Here is a 12,183-nt window from a genome sequence, read left to right on the forward strand (position 1 = left end):
TCACGAGCGCGGGAAACCGGAGGTCAGGCGTGCACCGTGATGAGGCGCTCCGGGAGCGAGAGGACCTGGTCGAGCACGTCGCACGCCGAACCCGCCGTGCGCCACTGAGCCTCGGCCCGGTCGTCCCGGAAGTCGGCCCCGCGGGAAACCCGCGCAGCGCGCACGTCGTCCTCGCCGCGGAGCTCGACCACGTCGACGATGTCGCCGTGCGGGCGCACGTAGATCAACGCCATGAGCTCGCCGTCGGTGTCGCGCACCGGCGGCATCAGCCGGAAGCCCCGCGCCACCAGCTTGCGCAAGCGGATACTGGAAGCGTCCTGGTCCTCAACTTCAACTGACGAGGTCATCGAACTCACCATCCTTGGCGCCGCGCACGAAAGCGGCCAGCTCGGCTCGGGTATAGATCAGCGCGGTGCCTTGTGCCTGGCGAGACTGGCGCATCGCGATGGTGCCGTCGTCCAGGGCCGCGACCTCTACGCAGTTGCCCCACTTACCGCTGTGGCGCGACTTCTGCCAGGTCACATCGCCCAGCGCGGAGACCGGGACCTCGAACTGACCGTTCATCGGATCTCCCTCGGCCGACTGCACATGCAATTGCATTCGCCATTGCGCCGGACCGTACCACAGCTCTGCGTACATGTGCGATCACTGTGCGTACTCGAACGATTTCGGCGTCAGAGGATTTCGCGGGCTTTTCGCAGCAATTGGCGGGTTTGTTCCGGAGTACGGGCGTCCACCATCAGTCGATCGAGTGTTCTGCCGTACCACTCGATCTCCTCCCGCTTGTCCAGGTACAGCGCGCCGCCCAGGTGCTCCAGGTAGACCACGTCCGGCAGTTCGGGCTCGTTGAAGCGGAGCATGGTGAACGAACCCTCCGCCGCGTAGCCGCTGAGCGAGAACGGCACCACCTGCAGCGCGATGTTCGGCAGCTTGGTCATCTCCAGCAGGTGGTCGATCTGCGCGCGGAGCACCGCGGCGCCGCCGATCGGCCGGTGCAGCACGGATTCGTCGATGACCGCCCAGAGCCGGGGCGCGTCCGGGCGGGCGAGCAGCCGCTGCCGCTTCATGCGCAGCGAGACCCGGCGCCGGGTCTCGTCATCGGCCAGCTTCGGATGCCCCGAGCTCGCGACCGCCATCGCGTAGGCCTCGGTCTGCAGCAGGCCCGGCACGAACTGCAGCTCGTAGGTCTGGATCCGGGAGGCGACCCCTTCGAGCCCGACGTAGTCCTGGAACCACGGCGGCATGGCCTCCGCGTACCGGTTCCACCAGCCGGGCTGCTTGGACTCGGCGACCAGCCGGAGGAAGTGCTCCCGCTCCGCCGGATCGTTCACGCCGTACATCGTGAGCAGGTCCGCGACGTCGCGTTCCTTGAAGCCGACCCGGCCCAGTTCCATCCGGCTGATCTTGGATTCCGAGCCGCGGATCGCGTAGGCGGCGTCAGCCGGAGCGATCTCCGCGGCCTCCCGCAGCCGGCGCAGCTGCGCGCCCAGGATGATGCGGCGGGCGGTCGGACTGCCGTCCGGCCCGGACGCGTCGCCATCGGCGGATCCCGCACCCGGTTCCCGAGCCATCGCCGCACCTCCTGGTCGAATTTCGCCCGATTCTCGCACTGCCGCGGTGGATGCACCCGCACCGATCGATCCACTCGTTCGGCTCAAGATCGACTTGCGCGAGCTCACATTCTAAGCGCGGCGGGCGTTTACTCCCTGAAACGAAGCTCGTACTCTGTGCAATCCCCGAGGCGCCCGACCCCACCCGTAAGCGAGGACACCATGGCAGCCGACCTCACCGCGTCCGATGATGAAGCGACCCCGGTTCACATCGACACCAGCAAGGCCAGCATCGCCCGCGTCTACGACGCTTTCCTCGGGGGGAAGGACAACTACGAGGTGGACCGCGAGGTCTTCCGGCGCGTTCGGGAGGTCACGCCGGAGGCCGCGCAACTGGCCTGGGACAACCGCCAGTTCCTGATCCGGGTCAGCCGGTTCCTCGCCGCGGAAACGGGGATCACGCAGTATCTCGACTGCGGATCGGGTCTGCCCACTGCGGAAAACACCCACCAGGTGGTGCAGCGGATCAAGCCGGAGTCGCGGGTGGTCTACGTGGACAACGACCCGGTCGTCCTCGCTCATGGCCGCGCGTTGCTGGAGGAGAACTCGCAGACCCACTTCAGCCCCGCCGACATCTTCGAGCCGGCGCGGATCCTGCAGGACGAGGTCGTCAAGCGGCACCTGGACTTCTCGGAACCGGTCGCGCTGTTCCAAATGGGCACGCTGCACCACTACGACGGCGAGCGGCCGCTGGCCGACATCATGCGGGAGTACATCGGCGCGCTGCCATCGGGGTCCTATGTGGCCATCAGCCACTTCCTCGACCCGGAGACCGACGAGTACAGCGAGCTGGCCCGGCGGATGGAACAGGCGTTCCTGCACAGCCCGATGGGAACCGGGGTGTTCCGCACCCGCACCGAGATCGAGGCGATGTTCCCGGGCCTGGAGCTCATCGACCCGGGCCTGGTGAAGTGTGCGGACTGGTGGCCGACCGGCCCGCGGCTCGACACCCTCTACCCGGTGCAGCACTGCATCGCAGGAGCGGTAGCCCGCAAACCCTGAGACGGCGCAACGACCCTTGCAATCTACCAAACACTTGCTTGTTCGGCTAGACTCCGGCTGCCGCTGGTGTCCAGCGGATCGAGCCTGCCCGGCCGGTGCCTCGCCCGGATCAGCCGACCGGTGCCTGCGACGGAGGGACGGTCATGGCGGAGGCGTACATCATCGACGCGGCGCGGACCCCGGTGGGCCGGCGCGGCGGTGGGCTCAGCGGAATCCATCCGGCCGACCTGTCCGCGCACGTGCTCCGAAACGTGGTGGCCCGCACCGGGATCGACCCGTCGGCGGTCGACGACGTGGTGTGGGGATGCGTCGACGCGGTCGGCGCGCAGGCGGGCAACATCGGCCGCACCGGGTGGCTGGCGGCCGGGTTCCCGGAGCACGTCCCGGGCGTGACGATCGACCGCCAGTGCGGTTCTTCCCAGCAGGCGGTGCACTTCGCCGCCCAGGCGGTGCTCAGCGGCACGGCCGAACTGGTGATCGCCGGCGGTGTGCAGAACATGAGCGCCATCCCGATCGGCAGCGCGCTGCTGGGCGGTGCGGAGCTCGGATTCCCCGTCGCCTACGGCCCGAACTCCGGTTCGGCGGGCTGGCAGGACCGCTACGGCGACGTCGAGGTGACGCAGTTCCGCGGTGCCGAGCTGATCGCCGAGAAGTGGGACATCTCCCGGTCGGACATGGAGGAGTTCGCGCTGACCAGCCACCGGCGGGCGATCGAGGCGATCGACGCGGGCCGGTTCGACGAGGAACTCGCGCCGATCGCGGGTGTCGAGCGCGACGAAGGGCCGCGCCGCGACACCAGCAAGGAGAAGCTCGAAGGGCTCAAGGTGCTGCGCGAGGGCGGCCGCATCACCGCCGGGTTGGCCAGCCAGATCTCCGACGGGGCCTCGGCGCTGCTGGTCGCCTCCGAGCGGGCCGTCGCCGACCACGACCTGACACCGCGGGCGCGCATCCACCACATGAGCGTGCGCGGCGACGACCCGGTCTTCATGCTGTCGGCGCCGATCCCGGCGACCCGGCACGCGCTGGCGAAGGCCGGGCTGAGCGCCTCGGACATCGACGTGGTGGAGATCAACGAGGCCTTCGCGAGCGTGGTGCTGGCCTGGCTGAAGGACATCGACATCGACCCGGCCCGGGTCAACCCCAACGGCGGCGCCATCGCCCTGGGCCATCCCCTGGGTGCGACCGGGACCAAGCTGATGACGACGATGCTGGCGGAACTGGAGCGCACGGGCGGCCGCTACGGCCTGCAGACGATGTGCGAAGGCGGCGGCACGGCGAACGTGACGATCATCGAGCGCCTCGGCTGACGGGTGCCGCGAGCGAGCGGATTTCGGCGGTGTGAGAGGAGTTTCATGGCCATCAACCGGGAATTCGTCGGGCATACCTTCGGTTCCGGCGAACCGTACGAGGTGACGCGCGGCAAGATCCGCGAGTTCGCCGACGCCATCGGCGATGCCAACCCGGCCTACCGCAGCCCGGACGCCGCTCGCGAGCTCGGGCATCCGGACGTGATCGCGCCGCCGACCTTCGGCATCGTCGCGGCCGGTGCGGCGTCGTCGAACAATCCGATCCGGCGCCCCGAGTTCGGCCTCGACTACCGGATGGTCGTGCACGGCGAGCAGCAGTTCCGCTACCGGCGGCCGATCCGGGCCGGTGACGTGCTCACCGCCACGGGCCGGATCGCGGAGATCCGCGACGCCGGGCGCAACGAGCTGGTGCGCATCGAGACCGACATCCGCGACAGCGCCGGCGAGCTGGTGTGCACCGCGGTGAACGTCATCGTGTCGCGGGGCACCGCGGCCGGAGGGGAGTGAGGCATGCCGGCGAGCGTGCGCTACGACGACGTCGAGGTCGGCACCGAGATCGGCCCCGAGCGCTATCCGATCCACCGGCTGACGCTGGTGAAGTACTGCGGGGCTTCCGGTGATTTCAACGTGATCCACTGGAACGAGCGGATCGCCAAGCAGGCGGGGCTGCCGGATGTGATCGCGCACGGCATGCTCACCATGGCCGAGGCGGCGCGGCTGGTCACGGACTGGGTGGGAGACCCGGGCGCGGTGGTGGAGTACGGCGTCCGCTTCGCGAAGCCGGTCGTGGTCCCGGACGACGACGAAGGAGTCGAGGTCGTGGTCGCGGGCCGGGTGGCGGAGAAGCTCGGCGACAAGCAGGCTGTGATCGAGCTCGCGGCCACTTCCGGGGGAATCGACGTCCTGGCCAAGGCCAGGGCCGTCGTCCAACTCGCCTGACCCGGAGCGGTGCCTGTTCCCGTTGTCCCGGAACGAGAACAGGCACCTCTGCGTCATTCGGCCAGGGTCATCGGGCGCGCGGGAAACGTGGGGGAGACGATTTCGCGAGAGACCGGCCGTCGCCGGGTGAACCGCGAGATCCGTGACCTCCGGCGGTGCGATCGGGGGTGTTCTGGGAAGATGGTGCCGTTGCTTCGACCAAGCGCTTGTCCAACCGCGGCTCCGGGCGGCGGGCTGAATTGCTGGCCATCGCCGGCGAGTTGTTCGCCACTCGCGGTTTCCTCGCCACCACCGTGCGGGACATCGCCGACGCCGCCGGCATCCTCTCCGGCAGCCTGTACCACCACTTCGACTCCAAGGAGTCGATGGTCGACGAGATCCTGCGCGAGTTCCTCGACGCCCAGCGCGAGACCAACGAGCAGGTGCTGCGGGAGGCGAGTGACCCACGCGCCGCGATCGCCGAGCTCATCCGGCGGTCCTTCGGCGCGATGCGGCGGTACCGGGCGGCGATCGCGATCTTCCAGAACGAGTCGAATTACCTCGGCGGGTTCGAGCGGTTCGGCTACCTGCAGCAGGCGGCCGAGGACTTCGAGCGGACCTGGACGAGCCTGCTGCAGGACGGCCGGCGCGCCGGGGTGTTCCGCGAGGACCTCGACCCCAAGGTGACCTACCGATTCATGCGCGACATGGTGTGGACGGCGGTGCATTGGTACGACCCGCGCGGAAATCTCACCGCGGACGCCATCGCGGACCAGTACATCGAGATCCTCTGCGACGGCATCGTGTCGCGGGAGTGACGGCGCGGTCGACGAGCGGCGCTTCGCGTACCCGGGAGGCCGCTATCCCGCCATCAGAACGTCCAAATAGGACGTCCAGCCGCGCGGCCGATTGCGGAAGGTCGGACGGAGGCCGAGAGTCCACTCGCCGCTGCCGCGCGGCACCTGGACCGTCCCCTGTGGATGATGCGGCATTGGTCCCGCAGGTCACCTCCCGTGAGTGCTTTGGTGTGCTATAGCACCCAAGCACTCACCGTCATGGTCAGAACGAACTGTTTCGCCTCGTTTTCCAGGAACGGGGAAGCTTCTCCGCATCGCGGAGCGCCGGGTTATCCTCGCGAGAGCAGTGTTCTGCGGACGGCTGGAGGTCAACGGTGAACGACGGTGCGGCAGAAGCGCGGCACGCCTGGATCAACTCGGGGGTGTTCGAGGTGGCGCCGGGCGTGCACCGGATTCCGCTGCCGCTGCCCAACGACGGGCTGCGCGCGGTCAACGTCTACGCCATCGAAGACGGCGACGGACTGGTGCTCGTCGACTCCGGCTGGGCCCTGGACGAGGCCCGCGACCAGCTCGAATCGGCGCTCGGCGAGCTCGGCTACGGCTTCGAGGACGTGCAGCGCTTCCTGGTGACCCACGCCCACCGCGACCACTACACGCTCGCCGTCGCGCTGCGCCGCAACTTCGGCTCCCGGATCAGCCTCGGCGCGGGCGAACAGCCCTCCGTGGAGGCGCTGCTGGCCAACCGGCAGGAGGCGGAAGCCGAGCGGCTGCGGCGCTGGGGCGCGGATGAGCTGCTCGTCAAGCTCGCCGAGGCGTACGGCGGCAAGGCGCCGAAGTCCAGCAGCAGCTACGAACTCCCGGACGAGTGGCTGGAGGGCAAGGTCGAGATCCCCCTGCAGTCCCGGACCCTGCTCGCCGTACCGACGCCGGGGCACACCCGGGGCCACGTGGTGTTCCTGGACTCCGAGTCGTCGCTGATGTTCTCCGGCGACCACATCCTGCCGCACATCACGCCGTCCATCGGCGTCGAACCGGCGCGCGCCGACCTCCCGCTGGGCGAGTACCTGGATTCGCTGCGCCTGATGCAGTCCTACCCGGACATGCGGCTGCTGCCGGCGCACGGCCCGACGGGCGGGAGCTCGCACACCCGGGCCGCGGAACTGCTGCAGCACCACGAGGAACGGCTGGACCAGACGGCCGAGGCGATCCGGGACGGGGCGGGCACCGCCTACGAGGCCGCGCTGAAGCTGGGCTGGACCCGCCGCAACCGCAAGCTGCCCGACCTCGACCTGTTCAACCAGGTGCTGGCCGTCGGCGAGACCAACGCACACCTGGATGTCCTTGTCACCCGCGGAATCCTGACCTCGTCCGCGACGGACGGCATCGTCGAGTACGCGGTGCCCGGCCAGGCCTGACGCGACCGCCGGCGCGGGTCTTCCGGGGCAGGCCCCGGAAGACTCACGCCAGCAGCAGGCGGACGGTGAGCTCCAGCCGGTTGGAGACGTCGGACGCGGATGCGCGGCGGGTCACCCAGGCGACCAGGTTGGACAGCCACACGTCGCCGATCACCCGGGCGATCGCCTTCTCCTCGTCGGTGGGATCGTCGACGGTCATGGCGTTGGTGAAGAACCGCTCGACCAGCGCCGCGACGGTGTCGACCTCGGCCGCCGCCGAGGTGTCGGCGAACATGAACGCGCGGGTCATCGCCTCGGTCAGCTGCGGGTTGCGCTGCAGCGTCTTGGTGGTGCGGTTGAGCACGACCATGACCCGCTCGTAAGGCGTTTCGCCGGGGATCTTCGTGCGGTCCATCTTCTCCTGGGCCCGCTCGAACTCCCTGGCCAGGCCGGTCACCAGCAGGTGGATCTTGGACGGGAAGTACCGGTACAGCGTCCCCAGCGCCACGTCGGCCTTCTCCGCGACGGTGCGCATCTGGACCGCGTCGTAGCCACCTTTGGTGGCCAGCGCGATGGTGGCGTCGATGATTCGCTTGCGGCGTTCGTGCTGAGCAGTGGAACCGGTCTCGTCGTCCCGGAGCGCCTGCAGCACATTCCGCGAGGTGCTTGCCATGCAGCGTCGGTCCCCTCGAAGACTCGTTGGTCGAAACGCGTGGTGGTCACCACGCGGCTCGTCGCCGCACCACCCTGACGGGTTAAGGTGATCGACGTGGTTCGATCGAAACATGTTCCAGTCTACCCAGCCCGCCGGGCGCTGGCTGTGTGAGGTGAGTCGTGCGGATCGCGTTGCTGTCCTACCGGAGCAAGCCGCACTGCGGCGGGCAAGGCGTCTACGTCCGGCACCTCAGCCGAGGGCTGGCGGAACTGGGCCATCACGTCGAGGTGTTCTCCGGCAAGCCGTACCCGGAGCTGGATCCCGGGGTGGATCTGACCGCGGTGGACAGCCTCGACCTCTACGACGATGCGGACCCGTTCCGCACCCCGAACTGGCGGGAACTGCGTGACGCCGTCGACCTGCTGGAGGTCGGCACCATGTGGACCGCCGGCTTCCCCGAACCGCTGACCTTCAGCCTGCGGGCGGCGAAGCTGCTGCGCGCCCGGCGCCACGAGTTCGACGTGATCCACGACAACCAATGCCTGGGCTACGGCCTGCTTGCCTTGCAGCGCGCCGGGATTCCGCTGGTCGCGACCGTGCACCACCCGATCACGCACGACCGCCGGGTCGACCTGGCCGGGACCACCGGCTGGCGGCGGGTCGGGGTGCGCCGCTGGTACGGGTTCACCCGCATGCAGGCGCGGGTGGCGCGCCGGATTCCGCAGCTGCTGACCGTTTCGGAGTCCTCGGCCGCCGACATCCGGCGCGACTTCGGCGTGGCCGCGAAGCAGCTGCAGGTGGTGCCGCTGGGCGTGGACGCCGAGGTGTTCAAGCCGCCGACCGCGCCCCGGGTGCCCGGCCGCATCGTGGCGATGGCCAGCGCGGACACCCCGATGAAGGGCATCGGCACGCTGCTGGAGGCGGTCGCGAAGCTGCGCACCGAACGCGCCGTGGAGCTGGTGCTGGTCGCGAAGCCGACGCCCGGCGGGCCGACCGAGCAGCGCATCGAGGAGCTGGCCATCGGCGACGTGGTGCGCACCGTCAGCGGCATCAGCGACGCCGAGCTGGCGGAGCTGCTCGGTTCCGCCGAGGTGGCCTGTGTGCCGTCGCTCTACGAGGGGTTCTCGCTGCCGACGGTCGAGGCGATGGCCTGCGCGACGCCGCTGGTGGCCAGTCGCGCCGGGGCGATCCCGGAGGTGGCCGGGCCGGACGGCGAGTGCGCCGACCTCGTCCCGCCCGGCGACGCCGAGGCGCTGGCGAAGGCGCTGGCCGGGCTGCTCGACTCGGCCGATCGGCGGCAGCGGCTCGGCGCGGCCGGCCGGGCTCGGGTTTTGGCGAAGTACAGCTGGAAATCGGTGGCAGCGGCGACGGTCGACTGCTACGCCGAGGCGATCGCGCGGAGGGCGCGCGCCGGGGAGGGAGCAACTTGCTGACGGTGGACTTCGACAAGCTCGGTGTGCAGCCGGGCCAGCGCGTGCTGGACCTGGGCTGCGGCGCGGGGCGGCACGCCTTCGAGCTCTACCGGCGCGGGGCGGACGTGATCGCGTTCGACCAGGACGTCGCGGAGCTGGAGAACGTGGCGGCGATGTTCGCCGCGATGAAGGCCGAGAACCAGGTGCCCGACGGCGCCGCCGCGCAGACCGTCTCCGGTGACGCGCTCGCGCTGCCCTTCCCGGACGAGCACTTCGACTGCGTGATCGCCTCGGAGATCATGGAGCACGTCCCCGAGGACGAGAAGGCGATGCGCGAGCTGGTGCGCGTCGTCAAGCCCGGCGGCCGGGTGGTCGTGACGGTTCCGCGCGCGTGGCCGGAGAAGATCTGCTGGGCGCTGTCGGACGAGTACCACCAGGTCGAGGGCGGCCACGTGCGGATCTACTCCGCCGACGAGCTGATCGGCAAGCTTCGCGACGCGGGCCTGCGCCCGGCGTTCCGCCACTACGCGCACGCGCTGCACTCGCCGTACTGGTGGCTGAAGTGCGCGGTCGGCACCGACAACGACGACCACCCGCTGCCCAAGCTCTACCACCGGATGCTGGTGTGGGACCTGATGAAGGGGCCCTGGATCACCCGCACCGCCGAGCGCCTGCTGGACCCGGTGATGGGCAAGAGCATCGCGGTCTACCTGGGCAAGCCGGGGTCGGCCCGTGCCGGGGCCTGAGGTTCCGGGCGTGCTGTCCGCCGAGGCGGCCGCCCAGACCGGCAAGGCCATCGCCGCGACGCAGCTGGAATCGGGCGCGGTGCCGTGGTTCCCGGGCGGGCACGTGGACCCGTGGGACCACGTCGAGTCGGCGATGGCGATGGCCGCGACCGGGCTGCTCGCCGAGGCGGAGCACGCCTACGAGTGGCTGCGCGCGACCCAGCGTCCGGACGGCTCGTGGCCGTTGCAGGTCCGCGACGGGCGGATCGAGGACGCCGGGTCGGACACCAACTTCTGCGCGTATCCGGCCGTCGGCGTGTGGCACTACTTCCTGATCAGCGGTGATGACCGGTTCGCGGAGCGGATGTGGCCGGTGGTGCGGGCCGCGATCGACTTCGTGCTCACCGCGCAGCGGGAGCGGGGCGAGATCGACTGGGCGGTGGGGGAGTCGGGCATCCCTACCGGCGAGGCGCTGCTGTCGGGCTGCTCCAGCATCCACCACAGCCTGCGCTGCGCCCTCGCGCTGGCCGAGTACCTGGATCAGCCGCAGCCGGACTGGGAGGTGGCGCTGGGCCGGCTCGGGCACGCGCTGCGCCACCACCCGGAAGCGTTCACGCCGAAGCACCGGTACTCGATGGACTGGTACTACCCGATCCTCGGCGGGGCGTTGCGCGGCGAGGCCGGGCGGCAGCGGTTGTTCGCGCGCTGGTCTGACTTCGTCGTGGACGGGCTCGGGGTGCGCTGCGTCGACGACCACCCGTGGGTCACCGGCGCGGAAACCTGCGAACTGGTGCTGAGCCTGGATGCGCTGGACGAGCACGACCGGGCCCGCGACCTGCTCGCGGCGATGCAGCACCTGCGCGACCCGGACGGCTCGTACTGGACGGGCCTGGTCTTCGCGGACGGCAAGCGCTGGCCGGAGGAGCGCTCGACCTGGACCGGTGCGGCGGTTGTCCTGGCGGCGGACGCGCTGTCCCGCACGACGCCGGGCAACGGCATCTTCCGGGGCGAGAAGCTCCCGACTGGCCTGCCGGTCGAGAACGTCCCCTGCTGCGAACTCGAGAACGTCCCCGGCACCTGATCCACCCTCCCCGCGCCGTCGCCGACCACGTGTGTCCGCCAGTTTCAATGAGGTTTTTTCAACCTCAGTTTGCGTGGCGGTGCGGGTGGCGGAACCTCAGAGGCTCCCTGGTCTGTGGGTGCCCCTCCTGATGTATGTCCGGTACACGGCGGAGGGGCCGTCCTCGCCGAGGGAACCCCGAAGGGGTGGGCGCCGTGAACCCGCGGCGGTGCAGGTGTCGTAGGTGGGCTATGCGCCTGCGGCGCATGCGACAGCCCATCGACGTGCAGCTTTGCGACCCGCGACTGCGGGCCGACCAGGATGAAAAACGCTCATTGAAATTGCGGAAGTTGTCCACAGTCTTCGGCGTGTCGTGGTCCGACACGCCGAAGGAGTCCAGTTTCAATTGAAACTGGACCTCAGGTTTCAATTGAAACTGTGGACCTCGGGACCGGAGACGCCTCGGGGCCGGTGCCAGCTTGGGACTGAAGGCGCTTGGGGCCGGAGATGGCTGGGGTTGGGGTCGGTGCATGCCCGGGGACCGGGGTCGGTGGGATCTGGTGGGTTTCAGGGGCTCGGTTCAGGGGCGGGTGCCGGGTTCGCCCGTTGTGCGTTGGAGGACCCGGAGGGAGCCGACGACGCGGGTTTCGCTGAAGGCTCCCGTTTCCATGGCTCGGCAGTAGATGCGGTAGGGCGCTTGGCCTCCGTCTTCCGGGTTCGGGAAGACGTCGTGGATGACCAGGGCGCCGCCCGGCGCCAGCCAGTGCGCCCAGCCCTCGTAGTCCGTGCTCGCCGCCGCGTCGGTGTGGCCGCCGTCGATGAACAGCAGCGACAGCGGCGTTCGCCAGAACTCCGCGACCGCTCCGGAGCGGCCGACGATGGCCGTGACCTCGTCCTCCAGGTCGGCCGCGGCGATCGTCCGGCGGAATTCGCCCAGCGTGTCCAGCTTCCCGACGACCGGGTCGACCAGGTTCGGGTCGTGGTACTCCCAGCCCGGCTGGTGCTCTTCGGAGCCTCGGTGGTGGTCGACGGTGACGACGCGGCCACCGGTGCGGCGGGCCGCGGCGCCGAGGTAGATGGCCGATTTGCCGCAGTAGGTCCCGATTTCGACCGCCACGCCGGTGCCGAGGTGCTCCAGCGCCGCCTCGTAGAGCGCCTGGCCCTCGTCCGGCGGCATGAATCCGGTGGCCTGCTCGGCGAGCTCGCGCAGATCCGCCGGGATCGGGGGGTGCTGCTCGCGGTCGGTGGCCGATCCCTGCGTCACGTGGGTCCTCCGTCTGGTCCGGTTCGGTGCCGCCGGAAT

The 12,183-nt window shown here is 69.9% G+C and carries 14 protein-coding genes; 9 read left to right on the forward strand and 5 right to left on the reverse strand.

Going from position 1 to position 12,183, the window contains the following annotated elements:
• Nucleotides 1-23: 23 nt before the first annotated feature.
• The 3 genes from BLW84_RS17720 to BLW84_RS17730 all read right to left on the reverse strand — a co-directional run bounded on the left by BLW84_RS17720 (nt 24) and on the right by BLW84_RS17730 (nt 1,571).
• Complete coding sequence (locus tag BLW84_RS17720) at nt 24-299, reverse strand: hypothetical protein (RefSeq protein WP_093266684.1); 276 nt, start codon at nt 297-299, stop codon at nt 24-26.
• Between the two features lie 31 nt (nt 300-330).
• Nucleotides 331-564 (reverse strand): DUF397 domain-containing protein, encoded by a 234-nt coding sequence (locus BLW84_RS17725; RefSeq protein WP_245761224.1) that lies wholly within the window; start codon nt 562-564, stop codon nt 331-333.
• A 110-nt stretch (nt 565-674) separates the two neighbouring features.
• Entirely contained in the window at nt 675-1,571 is an 897-nt protein-coding gene (locus BLW84_RS17730; RefSeq protein WP_093266686.1) for a helix-turn-helix domain-containing protein, read from the reverse strand.
• A 201-nt stretch (nt 1,572-1,772) separates the two neighbouring features.
• On the opposite strand from BLW84_RS17730, the gene BLW84_RS17735 reads away from it, so the two are divergent.
• The 6 genes from BLW84_RS17735 (at nt 1,773) to BLW84_RS17760 (ending at nt 7,049) form a co-directional block, all read left to right on the forward strand.
• Nucleotides 1,773-2,612, forward strand: a complete 840-nt coding sequence (locus BLW84_RS17735; RefSeq protein WP_093266687.1) for an SAM-dependent methyltransferase — start codon at nt 1,773-1,775, stop codon at nt 2,610-2,612.
• A gap of 143 nt (nt 2,613-2,755) precedes the next feature.
• Nucleotides 2,756-3,919 carry an acetyl-CoA C-acetyltransferase gene (locus tag BLW84_RS17740; protein ID WP_093266689.1) on the forward strand — a complete coding sequence of 388 codons (1,164 nt, stop codon included), beginning with the start codon at nt 2,756-2,758 and terminating at the stop codon, nt 3,917-3,919.
• Nucleotides 3,920-3,964: 45 nt separating this feature from the next.
• Nucleotides 3,965-4,426: a MaoC family dehydratase N-terminal domain-containing protein gene (locus tag BLW84_RS17745; RefSeq protein ID WP_093266690.1), complete on the forward strand. Its 462-nt coding sequence runs from the start codon at nt 3,965-3,967 to the stop codon at nt 4,424-4,426.
• Nucleotides 4,427-4,429: 3 nt separating this feature from the next.
• Nucleotides 4,430-4,858 (forward strand): MaoC family dehydratase, encoded by a 429-nt coding sequence (locus BLW84_RS17750; protein ID WP_093266692.1) that lies wholly within the window; start codon nt 4,430-4,432, stop codon nt 4,856-4,858.
• Between the two features lie 167 nt (nt 4,859-5,025).
• On the forward strand, nt 5,026-5,655 hold the full coding sequence (locus tag BLW84_RS17755) for a TetR/AcrR family transcriptional regulator (RefSeq protein ID WP_245761216.1): 630 nt from the start codon (nt 5,026-5,028) through the stop codon (nt 5,653-5,655).
• A 353-nt stretch (nt 5,656-6,008) separates the two neighbouring features.
• The gene (locus tag BLW84_RS17760; protein WP_093266693.1) at nt 6,009-7,049 is read left to right on the forward strand and encodes an MBL fold metallo-hydrolase; all 1,041 of its coding nucleotides are present in this window, start codon (nt 6,009-6,011) and stop codon (nt 7,047-7,049) included.
• 43 nt (nt 7,050-7,092) lie between these two features.
• Here BLW84_RS17760 and kstR read toward each other — a convergent pair whose 3' ends face one another.
• Nucleotides 7,093-7,701: a cholesterol catabolism transcriptional regulator KstR gene (gene kstR / locus BLW84_RS17765; protein WP_093266695.1), complete on the reverse strand. Its 609-nt coding sequence runs from the start codon at nt 7,699-7,701 to the stop codon at nt 7,093-7,095.
• Nucleotides 7,702-7,862: 161 nt separating this feature from the next.
• On the opposite strand from kstR, the gene BLW84_RS17770 reads away from it, so the two are divergent.
• Genes BLW84_RS17770 through BLW84_RS17780 form a run of 3 tightly spaced genes read left to right on the forward strand, consistent with a single transcriptional unit; the run spans nt 7,863 to nt 10,901 of the window.
• Nucleotides 7,863-9,116, forward strand: a complete 1,254-nt coding sequence (locus BLW84_RS17770; RefSeq protein ID WP_093266696.1) for a glycosyltransferase family 4 protein — start codon at nt 7,863-7,865, stop codon at nt 9,114-9,116.
• Nucleotides 9,117-9,118: 2 nt separating this feature from the next.
• Nucleotides 9,119-9,841: a class I SAM-dependent methyltransferase gene (locus BLW84_RS17775; RefSeq protein WP_245761225.1), complete on the forward strand. Its 723-nt coding sequence runs from the start codon at nt 9,119-9,121 to the stop codon at nt 9,839-9,841.
• 10 nt (nt 9,842-9,851) lie between these two features.
• Nucleotides 9,852-10,901, forward strand: a complete 1,050-nt coding sequence (locus tag BLW84_RS17780; RefSeq protein ID WP_245761217.1) for a prenyltransferase — start codon at nt 9,852-9,854, stop codon at nt 10,899-10,901.
• Between the two features lie 559 nt (nt 10,902-11,460).
• On the opposite strand, the gene BLW84_RS17785 is transcribed toward BLW84_RS17780, so the two are convergent.
• Nucleotides 11,461-12,144 carry a class I SAM-dependent methyltransferase gene (locus BLW84_RS17785; protein ID WP_218157364.1) on the reverse strand — a complete coding sequence of 228 codons (684 nt, stop codon included), beginning with the start codon at nt 12,142-12,144 and terminating at the stop codon, nt 11,461-11,463.
• Between the last annotated feature and the right edge of the window lie 39 nt (nt 12,145-12,183).

This window comes from Saccharopolyspora shandongensis (assembly GCF_900106995.1).
GTDB lineage: Bacteria > Actinomycetota > Actinomycetes > Mycobacteriales > Pseudonocardiaceae > Saccharopolyspora > Saccharopolyspora shandongensis.